This is a genomic window from Clostridium sp. 001 (genome assembly GCF_019056555.1).
GTDB classification, from domain to species: Bacteria; Bacillota; Clostridia; order Clostridiales; family Clostridiaceae; genus Clostridium_B; species Clostridium_B ragsdalei.
The window spans coordinates 3,890,403-3,916,580 of record NZ_CP020473.1 but is presented as its reverse complement, the minus strand read 5'-3'; the positions used below and the strand labels follow the sequence as shown (position 1 = coordinate 3,916,580).

25 protein-coding genes are annotated in these 26,178 nt (G+C 30.3%); 9 read left to right on the top strand and 16 right to left on the bottom strand.

The genetic code is table 11. The features are described 5' to 3' along the window. Window positions 1-169: 169 nt before the first annotated feature. From B5S50_RS18415 to B5S50_RS18400, 4 genes are all read left to right on the top strand, one after another. The gene (locus B5S50_RS18415; RefSeq protein WP_217302485.1) at window positions 170-736 is read left to right on the top strand and encodes a DUF6143 family protein; all 567 of its coding nucleotides are present in this window, start codon (window positions 170-172) and stop codon (window positions 734-736) included. Between the two features lie 21 nt (window positions 737-757). Then, a complete protein-coding gene (locus tag B5S50_RS18410; RefSeq protein WP_065077299.1) occupies window positions 758-1,327 on the top strand; it encodes a DUF6143 family protein in 570 nt (189 codons plus the stop codon). A gap of 189 nt (window positions 1,328-1,516) precedes the next feature. Continuing rightward, window positions 1,517-2,218: a FadR/GntR family transcriptional regulator gene (locus B5S50_RS18405; RefSeq protein ID WP_065077298.1), complete on the top strand. Its 702-nt coding sequence runs from the start codon at window positions 1,517-1,519 to the stop codon at window positions 2,216-2,218. Between the two features lie 53 nt (window positions 2,219-2,271). Next, window positions 2,272-3,051: an AraC family transcriptional regulator gene (locus B5S50_RS18400; protein WP_065077297.1), complete on the top strand. Its 780-nt coding sequence runs from the start codon at window positions 2,272-2,274 to the stop codon at window positions 3,049-3,051. On the opposite strand, the gene B5S50_RS18395 is transcribed toward B5S50_RS18400, so the two are convergent. From B5S50_RS18395 to B5S50_RS18380, 4 genes are all read right to left on the bottom strand, one after another. Next, entirely contained in the window at window positions 3,048-3,428 is a 381-nt protein-coding gene (locus tag B5S50_RS18395; RefSeq protein WP_065077296.1) for a hypothetical protein, read from the bottom strand. The genes B5S50_RS18400 and B5S50_RS18395 overlap by 4 nt on opposite strands. A 439-nt stretch (window positions 3,429-3,867) precedes the next feature. Then, a complete protein-coding gene (locus B5S50_RS18390) occupies window positions 3,868-5,253 on the bottom strand; it encodes an FAD-binding oxidoreductase (protein WP_065077369.1) in 1,386 nt (461 codons plus the stop codon). 13 nt (window positions 5,254-5,266) lie between these two features. Then, window positions 5,267-6,244 carry an electron transfer flavoprotein subunit alpha/FixB family protein gene (locus B5S50_RS18385; protein ID WP_065077370.1) on the bottom strand — a complete coding sequence of 326 codons (978 nt, stop codon included), beginning with the start codon at window positions 6,242-6,244 and terminating at the stop codon, window positions 5,267-5,269. 12 nt (window positions 6,245-6,256) lie between these two features. Next, the gene (locus tag B5S50_RS18380; RefSeq protein WP_065077371.1) at window positions 6,257-7,054 is read right to left on the bottom strand and encodes an electron transfer flavoprotein subunit beta/FixA family protein; all 798 of its coding nucleotides are present in this window, start codon (window positions 7,052-7,054) and stop codon (window positions 6,257-6,259) included. Window positions 7,055-7,389: 335 nt separating this feature from the next. On the opposite strand from B5S50_RS18380, the gene B5S50_RS18375 reads away from it, so the two are divergent. Next, on the top strand, window positions 7,390-8,799 hold the full coding sequence (locus tag B5S50_RS18375; RefSeq protein WP_065077372.1) for a sodium:solute symporter: 1,410 nt from the start codon (window positions 7,390-7,392) through the stop codon (window positions 8,797-8,799). 100 nt (window positions 8,800-8,899) lie between these two features. On the opposite strand, the gene B5S50_RS18370 is transcribed toward B5S50_RS18375, so the two are convergent. Next, window positions 8,900-10,291, bottom strand: coding sequence for a methyl-accepting chemotaxis protein (locus tag B5S50_RS18370; RefSeq protein WP_065077373.1), 1,392 nt, complete (start codon window positions 10,289-10,291; stop codon window positions 8,900-8,902). Between the two features lie 279 nt (window positions 10,292-10,570). Between B5S50_RS18370 and B5S50_RS18365 the strand changes: the two genes are divergently transcribed. Then, window positions 10,571-10,966: a pyridoxamine 5'-phosphate oxidase family protein gene (locus B5S50_RS18365; protein WP_065077374.1), complete on the top strand. Its 396-nt coding sequence runs from the start codon at window positions 10,571-10,573 to the stop codon at window positions 10,964-10,966. A 44-nt stretch (window positions 10,967-11,010) separates the two neighbouring features. On the opposite strand, the gene B5S50_RS18360 is transcribed toward B5S50_RS18365, so the two are convergent. Together B5S50_RS18360 and B5S50_RS18355 are read right to left on the bottom strand one after the other, a co-directional pair. Beyond that, window positions 11,011-11,745: a hypothetical protein gene (locus B5S50_RS18360; RefSeq protein WP_065077375.1), complete on the bottom strand. Its 735-nt coding sequence runs from the start codon at window positions 11,743-11,745 to the stop codon at window positions 11,011-11,013. A 64-nt stretch (window positions 11,746-11,809) separates the two neighbouring features. Then, complete coding sequence (locus B5S50_RS18355; protein ID WP_254306770.1) at window positions 11,810-13,615, bottom strand: methyl-accepting chemotaxis protein; 1,806 nt, start codon at window positions 13,613-13,615, stop codon at window positions 11,810-11,812. A gap of 341 nt (window positions 13,616-13,956) precedes the next feature. Here B5S50_RS18355 and B5S50_RS18350 point away from each other — a divergent pair, with 341 nt between their 5' ends. After that, the gene (locus B5S50_RS18350) at window positions 13,957-14,697 is read left to right on the top strand and encodes a LytTR family DNA-binding domain-containing protein (RefSeq protein ID WP_217302484.1); all 741 of its coding nucleotides are present in this window, start codon (window positions 13,957-13,959) and stop codon (window positions 14,695-14,697) included. Between the two features lie 268 nt (window positions 14,698-14,965). On the opposite strand, the gene B5S50_RS18345 is transcribed toward B5S50_RS18350, so the two are convergent. Genes B5S50_RS18345 through B5S50_RS18335 form a run of 3 tightly spaced genes read right to left on the bottom strand, consistent with a single transcriptional unit; the run spans window position 14,966 to window position 17,379 of the window. Continuing rightward, on the bottom strand, window positions 14,966-15,697 hold the full coding sequence (locus B5S50_RS18345) for an ABC transporter permease (RefSeq protein WP_065077377.1): 732 nt from the start codon (window positions 15,695-15,697) through the stop codon (window positions 14,966-14,968). Between the two features lie 12 nt (window positions 15,698-15,709). Beyond that, window positions 15,710-16,471 carry an ABC transporter permease gene (locus tag B5S50_RS18340; protein ID WP_065077378.1) on the bottom strand — a complete coding sequence of 254 codons (762 nt, stop codon included), beginning with the start codon at window positions 16,469-16,471 and terminating at the stop codon, window positions 15,710-15,712. Continuing rightward, on the bottom strand, window positions 16,468-17,379 hold the full coding sequence (locus B5S50_RS18335) for an ABC transporter ATP-binding protein (RefSeq protein WP_065077379.1): 912 nt from the start codon (window positions 17,377-17,379) through the stop codon (window positions 16,468-16,470). The genes B5S50_RS18340 and B5S50_RS18335 overlap by 4 nt, the downstream gene beginning before the upstream one ends. Before the next feature lie 162 nt (window positions 17,380-17,541). On the opposite strand from B5S50_RS18335, the gene B5S50_RS18330 reads away from it, so the two are divergent. Both B5S50_RS18330 and B5S50_RS18325 read left to right on the top strand, forming a co-directional pair. Continuing rightward, on the top strand, window positions 17,542-18,258 hold the full coding sequence (locus B5S50_RS18330; RefSeq protein ID WP_065077380.1) for a response regulator transcription factor: 717 nt from the start codon (window positions 17,542-17,544) through the stop codon (window positions 18,256-18,258). A 57-nt stretch (window positions 18,259-18,315) separates the two neighbouring features. Beyond that, window positions 18,316-19,728, top strand: coding sequence for a sensor histidine kinase KdpD (locus B5S50_RS18325; protein ID WP_065077381.1), 1,413 nt, complete (start codon window positions 18,316-18,318; stop codon window positions 19,726-19,728). Window positions 19,729-19,777: 49 nt separating this feature from the next. Here B5S50_RS18325 and B5S50_RS18320 read toward each other — a convergent pair whose 3' ends face one another. The 6 genes from B5S50_RS18320 to B5S50_RS18295 all read right to left on the bottom strand — a co-directional run bounded on the left by B5S50_RS18320 (window position 19,778) and on the right by B5S50_RS18295 (window position 26,048). Then, entirely contained in the window at window positions 19,778-21,811 is a 2,034-nt protein-coding gene (locus tag B5S50_RS18320) for a methyl-accepting chemotaxis protein (protein WP_217302483.1), read from the bottom strand. Window positions 21,812-22,018: 207 nt separating this feature from the next. Further along, window positions 22,019-22,204 (bottom strand): hypothetical protein, encoded by a 186-nt coding sequence (locus tag B5S50_RS18315; protein WP_065077383.1) that lies wholly within the window; start codon window positions 22,202-22,204, stop codon window positions 22,019-22,021. 157 nt (window positions 22,205-22,361) lie between these two features. Continuing rightward, entirely contained in the window at window positions 22,362-23,528 is a 1,167-nt protein-coding gene (locus B5S50_RS18310) for an AI-2E family transporter (protein ID WP_065077384.1), read from the bottom strand. A gap of 110 nt (window positions 23,529-23,638) precedes the next feature. Then, window positions 23,639-23,977, bottom strand: coding sequence for an arsenate reductase family protein (locus tag B5S50_RS18305; protein ID WP_065077385.1), 339 nt, complete (start codon window positions 23,975-23,977; stop codon window positions 23,639-23,641). A gap of 276 nt (window positions 23,978-24,253) precedes the next feature. Next, window positions 24,254-24,598, bottom strand: a complete 345-nt coding sequence (locus B5S50_RS18300) for a phenylpyruvate tautomerase MIF-related protein (protein ID WP_065077714.1) — start codon at window positions 24,596-24,598, stop codon at window positions 24,254-24,256. Between the two features lie 352 nt (window positions 24,599-24,950). After that, window positions 24,951-26,048 carry a helix-turn-helix domain-containing protein gene (locus B5S50_RS18295; RefSeq protein WP_065077386.1) on the bottom strand — a complete coding sequence of 366 codons (1,098 nt, stop codon included), beginning with the start codon at window positions 26,046-26,048 and terminating at the stop codon, window positions 24,951-24,953. Between the last annotated feature and the right edge of the window lie 130 nt (window positions 26,049-26,178).

Sequence of the window (26,178 nt, the reverse complement as noted above, 5' to 3'; positions counted from 1 at the left end):
TAAAATAACTTTAAACTTGCAATAATGATGCTATTTGTGATCAACGATAACAAATTATTCATAATGTTTTTATTGGACGTGCTCTCACAAAACTTATACAGTACAAATATTATATGACTAAGAAGTGTATTTTCCATAAGAAAATACCTTAATAGGAGATGTGATAAAAGTGGAAAATTATAAAAATTCAATTTTTTTGCCTAATCCAATAACTCAAGTGGCTGATATGCCTTATGCTTTATATTTATCACTTCAAGGAAAGTACTTTGTAGGATATGCAGATGATATGAAATTTCAAGATAAAAATATAGCATGGGCAGGATTAGTAAATCCAGTTAATTCTAGAGTAAATCTTTATATATATGTTTGGACTGTTACAAATGTCGGAAAGTCGCCATTAGTAGCGCGAATATGGTTTAATGCAGAACCATCTGGTGAGCCTATTAAATCAGAATTAGTAACACCTGCCAACACTGCCCTTAAGCCATTACCAATACCAAGAGTAAATTTACTTCAAGCAAATAATGTGCTTAATGAGCCCTATGATGGAGACAATGTATTTACAAGGAAAGTTACTCCGGAAGTTACAATTGCAAGTGAAGAGGTTGGTAAATTTATATTTCCACCAGGAGGATCATTTATTATTTCCTTGTCAAATTTAGAGGAATCAAATCAAATTGGAGAAGGTCGAGTCGCTTTTGGATGGTTGGAAGAAAAAATTCAAGAAATCAAATAGAGAATAGGAGGATTATCTTAAATGGGAAGCTGCAATAACAACAAAAAATCAGTTTTTTTAGCAAATCCAATAACTCAAGTAGCCAGTATGCCATATGCTTTGTATCTATCACTTCAAGGAAAATATTTTGTTGGGGCTACAGATGAACTAGAATTTGGGAATAGTAAAAGTGCATGGGCAGGTTTATTCAATCCTAATAATTCAGGTGTTAACTTACATGTTTATTTTTGGCAGGTTTCAAATACAGGACAATCACCAATAAGAGCCCAAATATGGTTTAATAGTCAGCCATCAGGAAATGCAATAAGAGTTACAACAGTAATTCCTGGCAATACAGCTCTTTGTCCACCGCCTAAACCCAAAATAGGATTATTTGAGGCAATTAATGTAATTAATGAGCCCCTTGGAGGTAAAAAAGCTTTCGTTAGAAGAGCTCTTCCAGACGTTACAGTTGGTGATGAGGAAGTTGGAAAGTTTATATTTCCTCCTGGAGGATCATTTCTAATTTTCTTATCAAACCCTGAAACCCCTAATCAGTCTGCTGCAGCAACTGTAGGTTATGCATGGTGGGAAGAAAAAATAATATGTTAATAAACAGAGTTCTTAGCATCAGGCGGAGTTTTAAACTCCACCTTATGTTTATTAACAGGATTCTTATTCAATTTCATTTCCAATTGCCCTAACTTTAAACTTCTCATCACATACATCTTTAGCATACACTTCAATTTCTATCCCACTTATGATAACATTATATAGACTTAAATATACAAAGGAGTTACTATGTCTGAAACCACTGAAAATAAAAATGTAGTTCAATCTATTATTGAAAAAATACAAAATATGATATTACATGATGAATTGAAAATTGGCGATAAATTACCGCCTGAAAGACAACTAACAGAAATATGGAAGGTTGGACGTCCGGCTTTAAGAGAAGCTTTAAAAGCTCTCGAGATAATTGGCTTAATCGAAAGGAAACATGGTCAGGGAAACTTTATATCTAACAATATTAATGACAGTTACTATAAGCCGCTGTCCATATCCTTTAAATTGAGCAATGGGAGTATTGAAGACTTATTTGATCTTAGAGAAGTCCTGGAATCTTCCTCTGTAAAAGCTGCTGCCAAAAAGGCCTCAAACCAAGACATAAAAAAATTATATAAAACATATAAAAACATGGTAAATGAAAATGATGAAAGTAAAAAAGCAGAATTTGATAAAGAATTCCACTATGAAATCATCAAATTATCAGGTAATGAATTATTTATCACCACATGGAACAGTCTTTCCTACTTAATGGATATTTTTATTGACAAAACCGTAAATATTTCACTATACGAAGAAAAATCTATACATAATATATACGAAGAACACTTATGCATCCTTAAAGCTATAGAAAACCATGATCCCGATGCTGCCGCAGAGGCTCTTGAACATCATCTTAAGAAAATAGATATAGAATTGCTTAAAAAGCTTAAATAATTAGGTTACACTATATATTAATAGAATTAAATTATAAGTAGGTGATTATTAGTATGTATAGAGAAAAAAATAAAATTAATTTCTATTGTAATAAAAATGTTGAGATAATTAGGGAAAAAAGTTTCCATTCATTTCCAAGACACAGCCATAATGCATTCTGTATTGGAATAGTTACAAATGGAATAATACGATTAAACGTAGAACGACAAGAATACTTGTTGGAAAAAGGTGATGTATACTTTATTCCCCCACACATTGAACATACAATTTCTGCAATTAATAAAACTCAATATGAATATATAGTGCTATGTATGAATTCTAATGTAAAAAAATATAATAATAATTCCTTATGCAGGTATGTTTTTAAAGATAGAATAGTGGAAATGGCAATTTTAAACATGATACAAAATTATAATCATAGTAATAATACTGTTTGTTTTGAAAATATACTATTGTATTTTCTGAAACAATATATAAAAATAGATCATAATTGTAAAAAGCACACGAACATCAAAATAATATCATTAACTTCAGATTTCATAAAGGATAATTTGAATGAAACTTTTAATTTGCAAAAATTATCAAATTATGCCAATATATCAAAATATCATTTGTTAAGATTATTTAAAAATCAGATGGGCGTTACCCCATATCAATTTTATATTCAGGAAAAAATAAAGCAGATCCGAAAAGGGCTGCTAAAACAGCAGCCCATTTCTGACTTAGTATTTAATTTCAATTTTTCAGATGAAAGCCACCTGTGCAATACTTTTAAAAAGCATATTGGTATAACACCAATGCAATTTAAAAGCAGCTGCAGAAATTTTGATTAAAGAGCAGGTGTAAATTTGGCAAGAATATATATTCCGTTTTTTCCTGCTTCTACTTTATGAGAAACATTTTCAGGAATAACGCCAACAGTACCTACTGTATAATTAATTTTATTTTCACCAATATAGCAAGTTGCATCACCAGAAATAACTTCATGTATTTCTAAACTATTTTCATGTATATGAGTATCTAATGTGCAAAATGGCTCAACCCTAACTAAAACGCAGCTAATTTTATTATTTGTCATGTCTCCTGTTACAAGATTTTTTAGACAAACTCCTTTAAACTTTGGATGAGGATTAAAAGTCTTATCTTTTGATTTAATAATTTCAGATATAGTACCAATTTGTCCATTTTCAAAACAATTACCAATATTCATATTCATTACCTCCAATAATTTTATACGACTATAATATCAAATTGTTATATTTATGTATTGTAAGATATTGCGGTATTTGTAATAAACCTTTAGTAATTCGTTTTATGAACTATCTCCAAAATTATTAACATATATTATATATTAGAAATAATTTAATATATATTTAACTATATAGAGTTTCTAACTTAAAAATCAACTTATACGCAGGCATATTTTTACAATAATGAAGTTCTTTTAAATATTTTGTATATAAGTCTTAGTGGAAAATTTGTTAAAAAACTAAGGACTTTTGAATTGTTTGAGGTACGAGTTTTTAAAAGTCCTTAAGTTTTTACAAATTTTCTACTTAGACTTATCAAAATATTTGATGAACTGAAGGTTGTAAAAATATCCGGAAGTATAAGTTGATTTTTTGCTTAGAAACTCTATAATTTTACAGTTACATTTCCAGTACTGTACCTGGATTGAGAATATTATTCGGGTCAAATGCCCTTTTTATGCTTTTCATAAGCTCAATTTCCGCTTTCGACTTCTGAAGAGTTAAATCCTTTATTCTCAGCTTTCCTATGCCGTGCTCCCCAGTTAAAGTACCGCCATATTTAAAGCAGAGCTTGTACATTTTCATTTTAAGTTCTTCCAGATATTCAGGATTTTTGCCATCCACCATATAAATATCATTATGTACATTTCCATCAGCCAAATGTGCTGTTATATAAGAATTTGTACCATAAGAATCCACAAGCTTCCACAAATCATTTAAAAAGTCAGGCATATATCCTGCCGGAACTGCCATATCAAAAGAATAAGCAATATTCTCCTTTATTACTTCATAACTGCCGCTTCTTATAGCAAGCATTTCAGCCTGCTCTTTTTTAGTACCTGCAAATACAGCTTTACTTGCATTATATTTCTTGCATACATTATTAATTATTTGGCAGGAGGCATATAGTGCTTCCTCACTTTTCTCTGATAAAATAATAAGAAGATCCGCCATGCCCTTATCAAGAGGCCAGTGAAGTCCAAGTATTTCAGCAGATTTTACATTTAAATATCTGTCCTGATATTCTACTGCAAGTGGAGCAACTCCATTTTTCATAATTTCGAGAACTGCATTTGAGGCATCACTTATATTTTCAAAAGCCAATACTATCGAAGCCGTAAATTTATCTTCAGGATATAATCTAAATGTGATCTTTGTTATAATGGCAAGAGTTCCTTCACTTCCCATAATCAATTGTAAAAGGTTATATCCTGTATTATCCTTAAGCAATTTCCCTCCAAGGTTTAGTATTTCACCATTTGGAAGAACTACTTCAATACCTTTTATGTGATTTCTCATAATACCGTGTTTTACAGCTCTTGCTCCGCCTGCATTGGTTGCAACCATACCTCCCATTTGCGCTCCCTCGTCTCCAGGGTGCACAGGGAAGCATATTCCGCTGTGATTTTCCAATTCTTCAATCAGCTGAGCCAGTGTAACGCCTGCTTCAGCTACTGCCATCATATTTTTCTCATCTATTTCAATGATTTTATTCATTCTTTCCATTGAAATTACAATACTTTTTTTTATTGGACTAGCGCCTCCACAGAGCCCTGTCCCACCACCGTGTACTACAATAGGAATTTTGTTTTCACCTGCATATTTTACAATTTCAGATATTTCCTTTGAATTAAGTGGCTTTACAACTACCGATTCCATATTTACCTTAGGTCTTACATTGTGTTCTATTTCATCATACATATAAGATAACTTTTGCTCAGGATCTGTTATTACAAAATCGCTGCCAACAGTATTTATTAAATAATCAATTGTTCCTTGTTCCATCATCAAGCCTCCATTATTTAGTTGAGTTTATTTCTTCAATCATTTTCGGAATAACTTCATATAAATCTCCTACATATCCGTAGTCTGCAATATTAAATATAGGTGCAGAAGGATCACTGTTAATAGCAACAATAACTTCCGATTCCTTCATACCTGCTATATGCTGGGGAGCACCCGATATACCACAGGCAATGTATATCTTTGGTTTTACCCTGTTTCCGCTATAGCCTATTTGGTGGGCACTTCCAATCATTCCTGCATCTACAAGAGCTCTTGATGCTCCAATTTTGCCGCCAAGTAATGAAGCAAGTTCTTCAAGCATATGTAAATCTTCTGCTTTTTTAATTCCCCTGCCAGCAGCAACTACAACTTCTGCTTCTGTAATATCAAAATTTTCTTTCTTAAACTCCTGTATCCAGCTTATTTTGTCATATGACCTAACATAAGGTTCTATTACTGAAACATTTATATCCCTTTTTTCATTTCTCTCTGCCTCATTAAATTCTTTGTACCTCACTGTAGCCATTTGGGGAAAACCTTTGGATTTTATATGAGCAAAGATATTATTACTAAAAGCTGGCCTAACCTGTATAAGTTTTCCATCTCCATCCACTTTCAAATCTGTGCAATCTGCCGTAAGCCCTATTTTCAAAGCCGCTGCAATTCTAGGTGCAAGAGAACGTCCAAAATTAGTAGCGCCTATCAATATGGTTTCTGGTTTGTATTCTTTCACAAATTTAACTATGTTCTCCTTAAACAGATATTCTTCTGGATTTTCAAAACATCTATCTTTCATATAAAATACTTTATCTGCTCCACAGTAATTCAGCCCTTTAACATCTATGCCTTCATCTCCAAGGACTAGACAGCATAGTGGTGCATTACTCTGTTTGCAGAGCTCCTTTGCTTTATTAATGAGTTCATAACTTACTTTGTGTATAGTACCTTCATGTTGTTCCACATAAATGAGAATACCCTTATAATCTTTCATGTTGTCACCACCTCATATTATATTTTTGTCTTTCATCATATGAATTACATCTTTCATGTAGCAATTTAAATTACCTTTATAAATTTTACTTTCCCGCTTTACTTCCTTTGGCACCACTATTTTAACAACTTTAGTCTTAGAACCGTTAAAACCTGCTTCTTCTCCTTTTATATACCCATTAAGGTTTTCTAAAGAACATTTTTCTATTTCAATTTTTAATGATTCAAGCTTTCTTTCTAACAAAGGCAACTCAGGATAATTGACGTTCTTAGTTACACTTATTAGTGCTGGCATTTTCATTTTTCTATTTTGTTTCTTTCCGCAAATATTTTCAATGGTTACTTCAATTTCATTTCTGGAAACAGCATTAACTTTTTCAACATAATAAGCATGGGGTATATTTAAAAATTCAGCTACTTCTGCTCCAACTTGAGCTGTATCCCCATCAACAGACTTTTCACCACAAATAATAAGATCATAATCCTTTATCTTTTTTATTTCAGCTGCAATGGTATTGGCTGTTGCCCATGTATCAGCTCCACCAAATTTTCTATCCGTTAAAAGGATTCCTCTATCTGCACCTCTAGCATAGGCATCCTTTAGTGATTTTTCTGATCTTGGAAGCCCCATACTAATAACAGTTACCTCTCCTCCAAATTCGTTTTTTAAATTAACTGCCTCCTGCAGGGCATTTAGATCAAAGGGGTTGATTTCAGCTTCAGCAGATGACCTGTCCACAACACCTTTTTCACTATCAAATCTTACTTTTTCCATATCTGGAACTTCTTTTATAAGTACAATTATCTTCATAAATACTCCTCCTAGTGGTCTTACCACGTAGAATATCATTAAGACAGCACTAAGTCAATATAAAATATGAATTATTATGCAAAGAAAATAATAAAAATTTGCATATTTGTATTGATTTTAATTTTATAAGTGATAATATTATATCAAGAAACGTCGTTTCAAGTAATATAATTTTATATTTGTAATAGCGGCATATTCCCATTTACCATTAATATCAAATGATTATATGCATGAAAAATTTAATACTAACAGATTATGAATTTTTTTAATAAATATTCAAAAAAATTATATTTAAAAATCTATCAAGTATAGACAAATTTAAAGGAGGCTATTAAATGTTAACTACATTTGATTACGGTATTATTATTTTATACTTTATTGTAATGATAAGTATTGGTATTTTCTCAACAAAATTTACAAAAACAAAGGAAGATTATCTAGTAGCTGGTAGAAGACTAGGATTTCCAATGTTTTTTGGATGCATGGCTGCCCTTGCAATAGGCGGTGCAGCAACAGTAGGTGGTGCAAAATTAGGATATACATTTGGTATATCTGGTATTTGGCTAGCAGGAAGTTTAGGCTTAGGCTTAATAGCCCTTGGATTTTTAGTTTCCTCCAAGCTTTCAAAAATGAAAGCACTTAGTATTAATGAAGTTATAGAAAATAACTACGGTAAATCTGCAAGAATATTTAGTTCATTACTTACATTCGTATATACAATGATGATGAGTGTTGTACAAGTTGTATCTGTTGGAGCAATAATAAGCGGTATAATGGGCTGGAATACACAAGTTTCTATGCTAGTTGGCGGTGGAATTGTAATATTTTATACTTTTATAGGAGGAATGTGGTCTGTTTCCATGACAGATATTATACAATTTGTCATAAAAACTCTTGGTATTGTTATATTAATTCCTATATTTGCTATAGTAAAAATGGGCGGTATTCACCACATCTTAACATCAGTACCTCAATCACACCTTAGTATAACAGGTATAGGATATGATAGTATTGTAATGTATCTTCTAATGTATATCCCTGGTTTGATAATTGGACAGGATATATGGCAGCGTATTTTTACGGCAAGAAATGGAAAGATTGCTAAAAGAGGAACTATTTTAGCGGGGTTCTACAGCATGATATATGGAGCTGCTGCTATTTTACTAGGTATGTGTGTATACATAGCTTTGCCATCATTAAAAGATCCTCAAAATGCCTTTGTTTCAGGAGTTTCTTTATTCCTGCCAATTGGAGTTAAAGGTTTTGTTATAGCTGCTGCTATGGCTGCTACAATGTCAGTTGCTAGCGGTTCTATCCTTGCATCTTCTACTATACTTTACAATGATGTGTATACTCGTTTTATCAATAAGAATCCTGATGAAAAGAAATCAATTGCCATTAATAGACTATTTGCTTGTTTAATTGGAATTGGAGTTATGATAATAGCATTTTTGATTCAAGATGTACTTACAGCACTGGATATGGCCTATGCTTATCTGTCAGGATGTGTATTCGTACCTGTACTTGCTGCATTTGTACTTAAAAAATTCAGTCCAAAAGCAGGCCTTGTATCATTATTTTTAAGTACTATAGTAGTTTCTGGAACATTTTTTAAATATGGAGTTGATTCTAATTATCCAATAATCTTTGGTATAATTGTAGGATTACTTTCATATATAATTGTTAATTCAATAGATAAAAATAAAGTTGAATCTGCTATCGACAAAGAAGAAAACATTGCTTAATAAATATTGACTTTTTATCTATAGTGATTCTAAACGAAAAATCAACTTATACTCCGTATAAGTTGATTTTTTAGTTAGAATCACTATAAATGTAATGTCACTAGTTTAGTTTGGCGTTTTTTATCTCATCCATTAGAGCAAATACCTTTTTTGAACACATATCCATTCTTTCAAGGCATTCTTCTGACAGCTTTATATCATTTTTCTCATATGCAAGAGCAGCTTCTTTTGCAACTTCATGTAATTCTATATGTGATTTTTCTAACTCTACAAAGGCCTTGCTATTTCTAAACTTATCACTATCTATATTATAATACCACTTTCCAAGTCTGCATCCCTTATAATCTTCTACAGCACTAATATTTACTTTTTCGTTACCAAGAAGCATATTATATATTCTCCATCTCCAAAGTAAATGGTCAGTTTTATAGATTTCTACCATATCAGAATCTGTGAGACATTCTTTATTTTTAAGCATTTCAACTCTCATAGAGTCTATTCTTTTACTTAAATCATATATAAATTTTCCAATACCTTTACAATTACTGTCTATATGATCAGCATGCTGGGATAGCTCCATAATACTACTAGCAAAAGACTGGGTTGCTGCAGTTTGTTCCTCTGTATCTGCTGCAACTTGATTAATTGTTTCGTTAACACTGTCTATTGAATTACCAATTATATTGATTGAATCCAGTGAGCTGTTAACTAGATCTTTACCTGACTCTAATTGCTTAGCTGTCTGGTTGATTTTATCAACTGATGAGTCAATATCTTTTTGCAAATTCGAAACATTTTTTTGTATATCTAAAACTGAACTTGTAGTATTTTCAGCAAGTTTTCTTACTTCATCTGCAACAACGGCAAATCCTTTACCTTGCTCTCCTGCTCTTGCTGCCTCAATTGAAGCATTTAGTGACAGTAAACTTGTTTGATCTGCAATACCTTTTACAATATCAACTATTTCATTTATTTTATGAGTTTTTTCCTTAACACCTTTCATTTGCTTGTCTATTATGTCAATATCATCAAATGATTTTTTTACAAATTCAACTGAATCATACACATTTTTTATTCCTGTTTCAGATACTTTTTTTACATCACTTGAACTCTTTGACATTTTTTGTGATATATTAGAAACATCCTCAATAGATGCCTCTAGCTCTTCACTATTTTGAGACATGGAATGTAAATGCTCTGTTTGTATATCCACACTTTTGATAATATCTCTAATTGAATCCATCCTAATTACCATTTGTAATACATCATTTGTTTCAAGAATGCTTTTTTTTCTGGATTCACACATCACGTCTATAACTTCATTCCATTTTTCTACCACATCACTGCACTTTACATCTCTTAAACTTAGTTTTGTCATTTTACCTTGTGCTGCATCAGAAAAAAGTTTTACAAGTATGTCCTTATGTATATAATCTGAACTCACATATTGATCTTCTTTTGTATCTGTTTTTTTTAATAACTTATCAAACAAAAATGATTCCTCCCAATTATCATATACTAATTATTTTAATTTGAATAATTTTATTCATTTGTTACATGGCAATTATATCATTGTGGTCTAATTAATGCCATACACTTACCATAATTCTTCATAAAAAAACATGTTTTGCAAACAAAATTTTTGATTTTTTAAGTAAGCTTCAACAATCAATAGAAAAATTCACCATATAATTTATCTATTCTAATTTTTGTGTTAAAATGTAATTAGTTACATTTTAAAAATATTTTATAGTAAAAGGAGATACTAATTATGGATGAAGTTTTAAAGTTCTTAACTGACAACAAAGTTTTTTATCTTGCTACTGTAAATGGAGATGCACCTGCATTACGTCCTTTTGGATTTGCAATGAAATACGACAACAAATTATATTTCTGCACTGCCAATACAAAAAATGTATATAAGCAATTAAAAGCTAATTCTACAATGCAAATCAGTGCAACTTCTCCAGAAGGGAAATGGCTCAGGTTAAATGGAAAGGCAGTTTTTAATACCTCTAAAGAATCACAAGAAGCTGTTTTGAATACTATGCCTATGCTTAAAAATATGTATAAAGTAGGCGATCCTACTTTCGAGACATTCTACATAGACCAGGCTGATGCAACATTCTATGATATGCAGGGTAATTCTCACAACGTTAAATTTTAAAGAGTATAAAAGCTAAAGTGCAGATACACTTTAGCTTTTATAATTTACATTGATACTACTAGTCTAACTTCTATAGTCATAAACTTATCTTTGTCCCATCTTAAAATGGATTCCACATATCCCAAAGTATCTGAATTATAAAGTCCTATTATCCTCTGACCTGCTAAAAGATCAAAAATCCCAGACCCATTTATGCTTAAAGGTGAAAGATTGGAAAGTGACAGCACTCCTGCTGCTTCAGGTTTTTTAAGGGTCCCATCTTTATTGTAAATCTTTGATAAATATTCTTCATCTCTTATAGATTTAAGATCTATTACACCCTTCAAATTTCTATTTTGTGATTTTACACTTACCCTATAGAAATTTTCATATACAGCATCATACATATTTTCATCATTAAATTTATCATAATCAAAAACAAGGTTTGTCACATTGTTTTTAAAAGAATAAATATAATCAAAATAATATCTACCACTGCCACCTGAATCTATAGATAAAAATGCAAAAGGTATACTGCTCTTTTTATCAAATTTTCCTATAAATAATTTAGGATCATAACCAGAATTTTCTTTTGGTTTTACCTTTATATTTAACCCTGTCTTTTTATTTCTTACAACAAGAGCTATGTCATCTATAAAACCATTTTCTCCATAAGGTTTCTTTCCCGTAATAATTAAAGTTTCAACACGTCCATCCCCATTTACATCTGCAAATTTTTTGTCTATAATGTATACCTTATCTTTGTTTTTCATAAACTCATCAGGAAATCTAAAAAACATATATATCCTCTCTCAATTATTAATATACTATCATTCTATTAATAATTGAAAAAAGTGCTCTTTCCTAGTTGATTTTAAACTTAAAAATTTCTCCTGATAATGCTGTTGAAAGTTCATCTAAATGTTCTGATGCTCCTTTAAGATTTAAAAATATATCTTCCTGCTTACTTACCATATCTTGAAAAGACAATGCACTTGCAACTGCTTCTTCACTCATGGCAGACGTATTTGAAACTGACTCAAATATTTTGCTATTATTCTGTAATACTATTTTTGCTATTTCAGATACATTGAAACTCATAGTTTTAATTCTATCAATTTCTTTTTCAATTTCTGAGAATATAACTAATATATTATCTGTAGATTTAATCCCTAGTCCTACATAATTAATACTTTCACCCATTGATACTACAGCATTTGTTATTTTGCCTTGAATTTCTTGTATTTCCTTTGAAATTTCTTGTGCAGCCACTTCAGACTGTTCAGCTAACTTTCTAACTTCTTCTGCAACAACCTCAAATCCTTTACCCTGTTCCCCTGCTCTAGCTGCTTCAATACTAGCGTTCAAAGCTAATAGATTTGTCTGTTCAGCTATATCCGTTATAGTAGTTGTTACATTTGCTATAGTCTTAGACTTCTCTGAAAGTTCTGTTACAACATCTGATGAAATATTTACTTTTTGTTCCATTTTGCTTAATAATTCTACTGTGGTATGCAAATTTTTAGAGCCGTCTGAAGTTTTATCTTTTGCTTCAGCTATCATTTCATCAATTCTAGTACTTATTTCCGCAAGTTCTCTGGATTTATCTTCAACATCATTTACCGATACAGTAATGTTTTGTATTTCCTCCGCTATATTTTTTGATCCTGAAGTTAAATTATCTATTGATTGCTTAATGTTTTTTCCTTCTTGTACCACTTCTAAACTAACCTCTTTATAACTATTTGAAGATTCAACAACAACTTCTGAAACACTTCTTATTTTGATTATTATATTCTTTAAGTTATTTATCATTTTATTAAAAGTTATATTAATTTTACCAAGTTCATCTGAAGATTCCGGCAAAAAATTCATTAAATCTCCTTCTGCTACCTTATCTGCAAGTAAAGATATCTTTAAAAGCCTATTAAAAAACTTTTTCAGTAAAATAATCAACACTACTATTAAAAATATTATTGCAAGAACACTAACTGCTAATATTAAATATAATAATGAATTTAAGCTAGAAGTATACTCTTTTGTAGGAACCTGAAGAAGCATATACCAATTTGTTCCGTCTACATGAGCAGAAAACAGCATCTTCGTTCCATCCTTGTCTTTAAACTGTCCTAAAAAACTATCTTTAGACAGTGCCTCTTTAACTAACCCATTAAGCTCACTATTAGAACTCTTCAATAAATTAGTTTCATTAAGTCCATCATTACTTTGCTTATATAAAACATCACCTTTATTACTCAATATATACACTTTATCAGTTTGTCCTATATGAAAATTGGTATTTTCCTTGAAAACTGTAGAAACAAGGCAAGCACCACTCACAAGTCCAATTGCTTTTCCACTTTTTATGTCTTTTACAGGACATTCCATAGAGATTATTAAATTTGAAGGATTTTGCTTATCTTTAAATGGATCTGATATAATTTGTTTTCCTTGAATAACCTTTGGAAATGTATCTTCCGAGCTTATATCAATCGTAACATCATTTTGCATAACCAACTTTCCAGATGTATCAGATATTCCAATGCTATTAAAAACTCCGTTATAATTTTTTTGTTCTCTTTTAAAATAAGGTATTATTTCATTATAATTCATGCTCGATACCAATTCAGTATTTGCAATTACCTCCACCTGTGATAATCTAGCTTTAATCCATGAAGATAAATTTTGAGCATGAATTGTAACTGTTTGATGACTACCTGCTCTAATACCCCCACTTCCCCAAGTGGCAGTAAAAGAGCAGCTACGTCCCTGGATAACGATTTCTAAGCATCATGTGAAGTCAAAACTCCATCTGATGCCAAGAACTCTGTTTATAAACTATATATAAATCCTTATAGAAAATCAAGTAACATTTCGCAAAATAACATTTTATTTCGTAAGTTCTTCCTAAAAGCAAAACTTGATGATAAAATTATACTTAAGAATTTAAAGTTTTCATTGGAATCAATAAATTTTATTCATAACATTATATAAATTGGGGGAATTAAATTTTGAATGTTGCAATATGTGATAGCTTAGAATCTGATATGCAAGTTTTAATTCATATGATTAAAAAATATTGTAATAATTATAATTTTCAAATTGAAATTTTCACTTATAAAAGTGGAAATAAATTACTCTCAGATTTTACACTAGTAAATTTTCAACTGATATTTTTAGATATTTATATAGACGATAAAATTTACTCTAACGGTATTGAAATTGCAAAACAAATTAGAATTCATGATGAAAAGTGCATAATAGTTTTTGTTACCAGCAGTAAAAGTCACGCTCTTGATGCCTTCGAAGTAGACGCAATGCAATACCTTATAAAACCAGTTAGTTATGATAAGATTAAACGTTTACTGGACAAATGTCAAAATGAGTTTTCAAACAATATGCGATTTATTGAAGTTTACAGTAAAGGTATTTCTATGAAAATCCTCCTAAAGGATATATATTATATCGAAGTATATGATAAAACTTGTCTTATTCACACAAGTACTCACATTATAAAAACCTGTTCTTCTTTAAAAAAATTATGGGATCTCCTAAGTGGGTCATCCTTTTTAAGATGTCATAGAAGCTATATCATAAATATGTTTTATATATCTTCTATGCTAGAAATTGACTTCCTTTTAAAAAATGGTGCTAAAGTTCCTATTCGTAAGGATAAAGCTAGTATTATTAAACAAATTTATTCTGATTATTGCTTTGAACAAATAAAAAGCGGGAAAGTTGATGTTGATTAACTTTCCCAGTTTAAAAATACTGCAAAGCAAAGCAAAGCTTTACAAGTTAAGAATTAATAATGAAAAATTAATAGTGAAGGATGATTTTTAGCTGTCGCAAAAAATCTTTAAATTTATATAACTCATCAATGTTTCGCTTTAGCAAAACGAGTGATGAAAAGCTTAATCAAAGATTTTTTGTAGTGTAACGGAAAAAAATCCACATTAACTATTAATTCTTCATTCTTAACTATTAATTAAAAATTTGTATATACAAAAGCTGAGTAAGTTAAACATCTCTATTGTTAAATTCACACACTCCAACTAATGTAACTACTATAAATAAAATAACAGATACTACATACATATATGGTGGAAAATTAAAACTCATATTTGAACCACCCAGTAATACCCTTCCTGGATAATCCCAGGGAAAAAGCATCCAATACTTAGTATTGTCAATAAGAACTGAGGGAAAAGAAAAGGCTAGTCCTACTCCCAGCGGTACTGCAATATTTTTGAATTTCATACTCAGATAATATTGAACTGCTATAACAGGCAGTGAAGCTATAATTGCAAGCAGCGGAGCATATATCATTTCCCTTGGCATACTTTGACTATGTGGTGCTATAACTGCACCTGCTAAGATCGTAAGAAGCATAAATAATATAAGATTTAAAAATACTATACCGCAGCCTATAACAAGCTTTGCTATATATAATTCACTTCTTTTCACAGGCAGCGTCAGCATTCTTTTAAAATTATCTTCACTATTTTCTATTCTAACCAAAACAGCAATTGCAATTGTAATAAATAATCCTATGATAAACAATCCATAAAATATTGAACTTTGAGTATATACTTGACTCCATACATTTTGTCCTTTTTCCGTAAAAAGCTTTTTGTATCTTAAGAAATTTGTAAAACCAAGTATTACAAAAAACAGTGGAAGAAACATCACTATGTTAAGTATTTTTGAATGTCTTAATTTTAGTAATTCTACTTTATATATGTTTTTCATACTGCTCACTCCCTACTTAATATCTCTTTTATTAAATTCTAAAATTCCAATTGCAAGCCATAAGATTCCAGACACTATTCCAAAGAAAGCTACAGTATATACATCTTTACTGCCTCCTGAAGGCAGTGCCAGTAGAACATTAGCATATGGTACTATATATGAAAGTAATTTGCTCTGTGCAAACATATAGGCTCCTATACTTCCTGCAAATCCTACAGCTGCTGATGCTAGAGAATTTTTCATATAACAGCTTATAAATTGCTGAAAGCTTACTACACCTAAAACTGTACACAGTTCTAGCCCCGCATATTTAAAAATCACTGCACAGCTGCCATCTATATGAAACAAACTTTTTATAATCATTAAAAATACTCCATTTAACATCACTAATATAACTGCAGCTATAAGTACTACAATCCATTTGGATAAATAAACTTTTTTTCTTTCAACAGGCCTTGCTATTATTTGCTTCCAGGTATTTTCGCTGTATTCCGTATAATTTACGATAACTGCCACTACAACAATGGACAAATTTAAAAGTATGCACCATAACGTAGCAAGATGACTTTCATAGAGCAGAGCACCTACCTTACCGTAAATTCCAATTTCAGCTAAATACTTTATATGACTATCTGACATTAAAAAGCTGCATCTAAAATGCAAATCCATAAATAAAAGTACAAATGAAAGAATCGGAATAAAAAATACACCTTTCCACAACACTGATCTTTTGTATTTTATTAGTTCAGATTTTAAAATTGACATAAATCTCATATATTTTCTCCTCCCTCAGTAAGGTCAAGAAATATTTCCTCAAGAGATTTTTGTACTTCTACAAATTTAAATATTCTATTGCCGTTTAATATAAGTTGTTTTAAAATCTCATCCGGCTCTCTTCCTTCAGGTTTTAAGAAAATCTCTTTTTCCCTTACTTTATACTTATATCCACCACTATTTAACGTATCTTCTATCTTCTTTAAATCCTTAGATTCTATGCAAATTTGTCCTTTACTCTTTGAATGAAGTTCTTCAAGTGTTCCTTGAAACAACATCTTTCCTCTATTTATAATTCCAATATCATCTGCTATGAGTTCAATTTCACTTAAATTGTGACTTGATATAATAACTGTCATGTTATAGAGTTTGGGCAGTTCTTTAATGAGTCCTCTTATTTCATGAATTCCAGATGGGTCAAGTCCATTAGTAGGTTCATCCAATATTAAAAGTTCTGGTTTTGATATAAGTGCCTGGGCAATACCAAGTCTTTGTTTCATACCAAGTGAAAACTTACTGGCCTGTCTATTTTTCCATTCAGTGAGTTTTACAACTTCCAAAACCTCATCAATATACTTATTGTCAAGCTCTAAAAGTTCTGCTGTTACCTGTAAATTCTCATAAGCTGTTAGATTTCCATAATAGGATGGTGCTTCAACCATAGATCCTATTTTTTTCAAAATGCTCATTCTATTTTTTCTTAAGTCTTTACCAAAGACTTTAACTTGTCCCCTCGTTGGCTTTATAAGTCCCAGGAGCATTCTTATAGTTGTGGATTTTCCGGCACCATTGGGACCTAAAAATCCATATACCCTACCTTTCTTTATTGATAAATCTATTCCTTTTACTGCCTTAAAGTCCTTAAAATTTTTTGCTAAATTTTTTGTTTGTAAAATTTCTTGTGACATACGATTTCCTCCCTCAATTAACTTATGACCCTATAATAAAGCTGCAAGCTTAAATTTCATTTACCTAAACCTTAACGGAACCTTAAAATTTTTCTACTTAATTAAACAATATGTAAATAATGTTATAATAAAATTGACAATTGATAGTTAAAGGAGATAACCATGTACGATAACATTTTAGATAGGAAGATACTTTTAATAGACGATGAAGTGGAGCTGTTAAAGCTCCTGGAAACAGTGCTTAAAAAAGAAGGTTTTAGAAGAATATTTAAGGCTAAAAATGGCACAGAGGGTATAAAATTGTGCAAAACCGAAAAACCTGACATAGTAGTTTTGGACATAATGATGCCAGATATGGACGGCTTTGAGGTATGCAAAAATATAAGAACCTTTTCTTTTGTTCCAGTCATATTCTTATCTGCAAAATCTGATGATGTAGATAAAATACTTGCCCTTGGACTAGGTGCAGATGACTATGTAACTAAACCTTTTAGCCCTAAAGAAGTTGCCTTTAGAATTAAAGCTCATTTGAGAAGAAACATATATATTAAAAATGAAATGTCCATGAAAAAGGAAAAGATAAGTTTTGGAGATATAGTAATTGATCTTGAAAAAGGTGAAGTATCAAAATCCGATAAAAATGTAGTGCTTACTCCAAAGGAATACCACCTTTTATGCTATATGGCTCAAAACGCCAATCAAATACTAACCAAGCAAATGATATGTGATGAAGTTTGGAATGATGACTATGAAGGATATGACAATACAATAATGGTTCATATTAGAAAGCTAAGACAAAAGTTAGAAGATAACCCTTCCAATCCAAAATACATAGTCACTGCTAAGGGACTAGGATATAAATTGAAAATTTCTAAATAACAAATATTTGTTTTTGATATTTAGACTTTTATAATCTTAATTTTGAGGTAACTACAAATGAAATTTATAAGTAAAATTAAAACCAACTGGACCCTGACTACAAAATTTCTTGTAACACTAATATTTATAGTCATAATTGAATTATTCATAAATTTAATTGTTTGGAATGAGGTAATTGTATATACTAATGAAAATTTAACTAGTTTATCCCCCGAAAGGATTACCTTAAACTTTTCTGAATACATAGACTTTAAAAATGGAGTACCATTTGTAAAAGAAGATGGTAAAAATAAAATTTTAAAAAATAACGCGTGGGTTCAAATAATAGATGAAAATTTTAAAGAAGCATATTCTTTTAATAAGCCAAAAGCAGTCCCTACTAAATATACACCAATAGAATATACCCATATTTACAAATATGACATAGCAAATTCCTCTGTGTTTGTAAGCGAGAGGAAATACCATAATAGGAGTTTTGCCTATATAATAGGTTTTCCACTTAATCGTGTGGCAAAACATACTCTTACCTTTAATCCTTCTGCCTTAAAAAGTTTCTTTTGGAATGGTGTTATTCTATTACTGTGCATAAATATACTGGCAGCCATAATTATAGCTTATTTCCTATTTGGAAAGAGAATGGCTAAACCGCTTCAAAACATAATAAGCGGCATAAATAATCTTGCAAAAGGCAATTATGAAATAAATTATCCAGAAAAAAGTGTTTATAAAAGCGTCTTTTCTAACTTAAATAATTTAAGCAAAACACTTAGGGAAAACAAAACAAAAAGAGAAGAACTTGAAAAAATGAGAAACACCTGGATTTCATCCATATCCCATGATGTTAAGACGCCGCTATCTTCTATAAAAGGATATGCTGAAATAATGAAGGACCCGGATTATACTTTTTCTGAAAACGAAATTCACGAGTATTCAGAAATAATCTACAATAAATCCTCCTATATTCAGTCATTAGTGGAAGATTTAAATTTGACCTACAAGTTAAAAAATAAAGCTGTTCCTCTAAAAAAAGAAGAGGTAAATATAACCTCTCTTTTGCAAAATATAATTATAGGAATTTTAAATCATCCAATGTACTCAAATAGAAATGTAAATTTTTATCCCGAAAATGAAAAAATAAAAGCCTTTATTGATAAAAAATTTTTTAAAAGAGCCCTGAGTAATTTAATTTTTAATGCTATAACTCACAATAAGGAGGATGTCCAAGTTGATATTTCAATTTATGAAAAAGATAAGGTCTACATCATAATAAAGGATAACGGTAAAGGCATACCTAAAAAAGATTTAAGCTACATTTTCGAGAGATATTATAGGGGGACAAATACCAGTGCTTCAACAGAAGGCTCGGGCCTTGGTATGGCAATATCCAAGCAGATAATAGATGCCCACGGAGGAAGTATACATATAGAAAGCACTTTAGGAGAAGGTACAATCATAACCATAATCTTTTAATTTAATATCAAAAAAGCTGAACTTTTAAGTCCAGCTTTTTTGATAAAATTTAAAGTTTAAATTGAGATATAATTTCTTGCAGTTTATCAGCATTTTGTTTATTGTTTTCAGTAGTCGTCTTTACCGTACCCAACTTTTCATCTATATTAGTTATTTTACTAGCAATTTCAGTAATACCTTTTGCACCGTCAGTCACAGTATTTGCCACTTCACCCATAGCATTGTTTATTTCATTAATTGATGAACTCAATTTTTCTGCTAAACTGCTAAAATCGTTCATAAAATTGTTCACTGTTTCAGCATCTTGACTATACTCTTTACCTGTCTCAACTAACTTATTGTAGTCTTTTAAAACAATTTGATTTATAAATTCAAGAAGCTTTACTGAATTACTTGATAAATTCTTTACTGTTTCTGTAACCTCATTAACTACATTTTGAATGTTTCCAGCTGTCTTTGCAGATTCCTCTGACAATTGTCTGACTTCATCAGCTACAACAGAAAATCCCTTTCCTGCTTCACCAGCTCTAGCTGCTTCTGTTGAAGCATTGAGAGCAAGCAAACCTGTTTGATCAGTAATAGAAATTATATCCGTAGACAACAACTTTATTTTTTCAATAGCCTTAGAATTTTCAATAGCTTTTTCAAGATTATCTTTCACAGAGGAATATATTTCATTGGCCTTTTCATTTGACTCAACTGCATCTCTTTTTAATTCTTCTGCTCTCTTTTCAATACCGTTAGCTTTATTTAAACCCTCTACAGATTTTTGGGCCATGGAATTCACAGCATTTCCAATTTCATCAGATGAAGCTGAGACTTCCTCTACCGAAGCTGCATTTTGTTCCATACCAGCTGAAAGATTTTGACTTTCTGCTGATGCACCTTCTAAATTGAGCTTTAACTCACCAGTTAATTTTTCCACTAACACAGCATTTGAATTTATTGTATCCGAAGACATTTTCATATCTTTAACCATTGTTTTTAATGCTTTTCTCATATTTTCTATAGAATTAGCCATTGTCCCTATTTCATCATTATATTTACACAGTTTGTCAAAATCTTTTTCATGGTTCAAATCTAAATTTGCTGTTTTATTTATAAGATTAACTATTTGAGTAATAGGGGTGGTAATCCTCGTTGAAAACATATATCCTGCTGCTATAGCTAAAATTGATGCTATTATTGCTATAAGTATTATAATATTTCTCATAGATTTAACATCTTTTAGCACTTCTAATTTATCAGAAGTTACTACTATAATCCAATTTGTTTCAGGGATAACCTTATATCCTGCTATTTTATCTACATTTTTAAAATTGTATTCAAGGACATCCTCTCTTACATTTCCACCCTTATTTAATTTATCAGCTACATCCTTTATCTGAGGCGTTTCAACAGGTTTACCTATTTTACTCTTAGTTGGATGGTAAATGGTATTGCCTTTATAATCTAATAAAAATCCATAACTAGATGAAAAATTACTTACTTTAGAACCAGCTAGATACTTTGAAAAGCTACTTCCATATACTGCTGTACCCACATATCCTAAAATTTCACCATTTCCTACTACAGGATTCGTAAACACTATTATTGGATTTTTAGTTACTTTTGACATCATAACTTCACTTACTGAAGCTTTACCTTCCAAACTAGGTTTATTATAGGATCTATCATTTACGTTTTTACCAAGAGAGTTCTTATCACTGTCTGCAATTATATTTCCATTTGTGTCAACCAAAAATATGTGCTCAAGATTTTTGTTCTCTTTAACATAGTTTTGTAAAGTTAAATTCATATCTTGTTTTTGCTTATTTAAATCCTCAATGTTACTAGAATCTTTATTTGTCTTAAGTAAATTTACAACCACATTTTTTTCTGAAAATATTCTAACCCCCAACTTTTCTTTTTCAATTATTGCACTTATAGTTTGAGACGAATGATTACATATTTCTTCTATTTCACTTTCCGTTTTAGTTTCTATTAAGTTGCTGGATCTATTATCAATAAATATGGTAGTTAAAGTCATTAAAATGATAACAATTATTGCTACTAAAAGTGGAATTTTTCTTTTTATAGACATATAAGCATCTCCTCCATATACTGCATAAAATACATTATTTTATTTAACCTTATTTTCGTATATTTTGTCAAAATATTTAATAAAATATTAATTTACAAAACGTTGTGTTATGTTTAAGCACATCTACATCCCACGACTTTCTGTTTCCCCAACTAAATAAGATTCATTGATGCTTTTAGCAGCAATAAGAGTTTTTAAATATACAGATTATTTCCAATTAAATTCCACCTCATAATAATATTTTTTTATAAATGATATTTTATTCTTATGTTCAGCATATTTTAAGGCCTCACCATATACTTTACCTTTAGACTGTTTATCAAACTCAAATGACTTTATTGTGCTAATGTACATACCAGTTTTAGTTTGCCTTTTTACTACCTCCCATTTCATTTATATACCTCCAATTTAATTTTTTTACACACAAAGAATTCCACTAACTAAAAATTCTCTATACAATTATAATTGTATAGAGAAAAACTTTTTTTGAAAATACTCTATATGGAGTATTTTTTATGAACTTTTAAAAAACAATATTAACAATTATTTTTTAAGATGCAGACTTCTCCATATGAGAAGCATACCATTTACCCAATAGTATTTTTAGTGAAGCAGCAGTAGGTACAGCTACAAGCATTCCTATAAGCCCTCCTAAATTTCCACCTACAAGTATTGCAATCATAGTAAATACAGGATGCAGTCCTACACTATTTCCTACAATTTTAGGTGCCAATAAGCTATCATCTACCTGCCGAACTGCAAGCATTCCAATAATTGCCCATACTGCTGTAATAGGTTGTCCACCTAGTAGTGCCATAATTACTGCCAAAACAGTTCCAACAACAGCTCCTATATATGGTATCATATTACAAATACCTGCAATAACTCCTATAACTAAAGCATAATCTATGCCAATAAAATACAGTACAATAGCTGATAGAACTCCCACTATAGATGCCTCTAGCAATTGTCCTCTTATATATTTATAAAATGTAACATCCATAACATGTAATACTTCTTTTAATTTGCTTCCTGTTTTACTTTTTCCAAATACAAGGCTAAAAACTTTATTCCATAACCCTACAAAATACTCGGAATCTTGTATTAAATAAATACTTAATATTATAGCTATAAAAAATAAAGCTATATTGCTTACTATAGCTACAATAGAATTTGTCATTGCTCCTATACTTGCTGAAAAATAAGATTGTACATAACTTACTATTTGAGCAATCTTATCATTTAAACTTGTAGGTATTGAAATATTTAAACTTTTTAATTTTTCACTAACAGAACTAACTGACAATGTTGGGTTATTTAAATATTCATTTAAATACGACGCCATATTTGCTATATTTGTATTGTGAGAGAGTTTTCCACCAATCATAATATATATTCCACTTACAACGGCTGCAAAAATAGCTGCTACTAATGTATACACCCCTATAATTCCTATTACTCTTCTGTGTGATGCTTTTTTTAGTATCTTTTTCTTTTCTAAGAACTTTTCAATATTTCCCACTCCTGGTTTCAATAAGTACACAATTACTAGTGCCATAAAAAAAGGTTTTGCAAGGTTAATGATTCTTTTTAACAGATTCCACAGCAGAGCAAATATATTACCTATATTATTTAAAAATGCTATACCAATATAAATTAGAATCACTGTTGCTCCTGCATATATACAGTATTTTAGTAATTTTTTATCTATTTTCATTTTCCCCTCTCTCTCTTAAGCTAACCTTATGTTTCTTATCTCACCATTTACTTTATCATATTTCTGCATTTTTAGCTAATATATTTATTTTACTTAACATTTTTATCCGATCACTCCCATTTACTCCAAATTGAAGGCTCATATCCCACTGTAGCCTGTTTCCCATTTCTAACAATTGGAGTTTTATAAAGCTTTGGATTCTTTAAAAGTATCTCTTCTTTTATATCACTGCTCCTTATTAGTCCAATATTTAATTTATCATATTCTTTTACCTTACTATTTATCAAATTATCAATACCTACTGCTGCCTTCAAGCTCTGTAATTCCCTTTTACTTATTTCCTTAATATTTAAATCTATAAACTGATATTTAATTCTTCTTTCCTTAAAGTAACGTTCAGCTTTCTTTGTATCAAAACACTTTTTCACTCCAAATATTTGAATATTCATTTCCAACTCCCCTTAAAATTATTGCTCAACATAAATAATTCCGAATATATACTATTTGTCTGATGGCTACCTACTGTAACACTCCCACTTCTATCAAAGTGGGAGATAACAGTAGCTACGCCCCTAGATAATTCATCTAAACTTAGTGGGAGAAACAAAACTCTAAAGAGAAAGCGACTATCACCAAATCAAAGATTTGGGATATCTGCTTTTCCCACTAAGTAAGATTCATTGATAAAAAATAGACCTGCCTGGCGCAAGCCTATAATTAAATATCTAGAATAAATTTCCATTAAATCCCCAATCGCTAACTTCACTAAAGATTACATATATACTATCCTTTGGTATATTAAACTCTGATTCATAAAAAGAACATATTAAATCAGTAACCTTATTTTTATAAGCCCTTTCAGCCGTTCCACATATTTTTACTTCAACAAGGGCAGCCTTTTCCATTTTATTTCCTCTAAAATAAATTGTTTTATCATCATCAAAACTTACCATAAGCCACTCTTCGGATTTTCCAGGAATCTCTGAAATTATTTTTCCCATTTCACTTTTTATACGTTTTTTTTGCTCATATGAAAGCTTTACTGTTAATCTTGAATTTATATATGGCATAAACATTCTTCCCTTCTTTTGTTTACAATGGATCAATATTATTATACAGTAACTTTTCATTTTTTCATAATACTTTATTGTATTACTTCAGCACCATCAAAACCTATAGTAAGTGTTAATGGTGCTAACTTGTAATCACATATTTGCTTTTCTCAAGACTCACCTTTATTAGTCTCTCAGCATAAGCAAAATATTGTCAAGTGTAATTAAATGTAATATAATTGAAGATAAAAAAATTTCTCCATACAACTACAATTGTATAGAGAAAAAAATTTTTTAATATACTCCATATGGAGTATTTTTTTGTACAGTTTTAAAAAGCAATATTTACAATTATGGAATCAAGCGTAATCTATCTAAGTTTTCTAATTTCCTTCAAATCTTTTAAAATAGCCTCAAAATTATTACTTTTCCTAATAGGATCAAATACTGGATCTTCTAACACCTTCATCATGTTTTCATACAAATCCAAAGTAAAGGCACGTTCTCCTTCTGAAAGTTCATTGAAACACCAGGTAGATGAAAAATCCTTAGGTGCATTTATATCATTATTTTTAATGCATTGTATCCACTTATACAACATTTCTATTGCCTTTTTATTTTCGTCAAGCCTAAGATAAATTTGTGCAAAATTCATATATTCTACATGCATACCAATAACTTTATCACATTCTGGAGAAAATAACTTTTTAACACTTACAGCCAAATTGCAATATTTATCTATAACATCTGAGTTTTTATCTTTAATATAAGATTTAGCCAATGCTAAACAGGTAAAACTAATTCCAAATATATTTTTCCACAACTGACTTTGAAGTATTTTTCTCGCTTCTTTAATCTTATTTTTACTTAGGTATATATTTGCAAGCATAAAATCAACATTAAATTGATTTTTATGAATTTTATTTAATGCTTCTATTCCCTTATCATTTTCTCCAATGGAAGAATAAATACCACCAAGCTGAAATAGTGATTGCTCAACTAATTTTATATCATTACAATTTTCCACTACATTTTCAAGCAATTCAACAGAATTTTTAAGCATTATATTTTCTATTTTTTCTTCTCCCTTTTTCCACGAATACATGTTAAACAGGCATCCTATCATATATTTCAAATAATAACTTGATTTATATTTTGATATATATTCCATGGATTTATTAATTCCTTCATCAACTTTATCACTACTAAACAATACTTCACATTTCTTAAATATCTCCATAACTTCTTTTTCAGAGAGTTCAATTTTATAATTCAAAAGTTTATCTATAGAAACATTAAAATATAATGCAAGTACAGGAAGAAGAGTTATATCTGGATAGGAATTACCACTTTCCCACTTTGACACTGCTGCTGTGGATACTCCAATAAATCCTCCTAATTGATCCTGTGTAATTCCCCTTTCTTTTCTAAGTTTAAATATTACTTCACCTATCTGCAATTTATCCATATCATATTCACTCCATAATTTGATTATAAGGCCTTACAACACTTAGTATACCTTATTAGAGCTCTTATACCAATGGATGTATAGTTGAATTTATATAAAAAACTTAACCGCTAGTTAAAAAATCAAAATA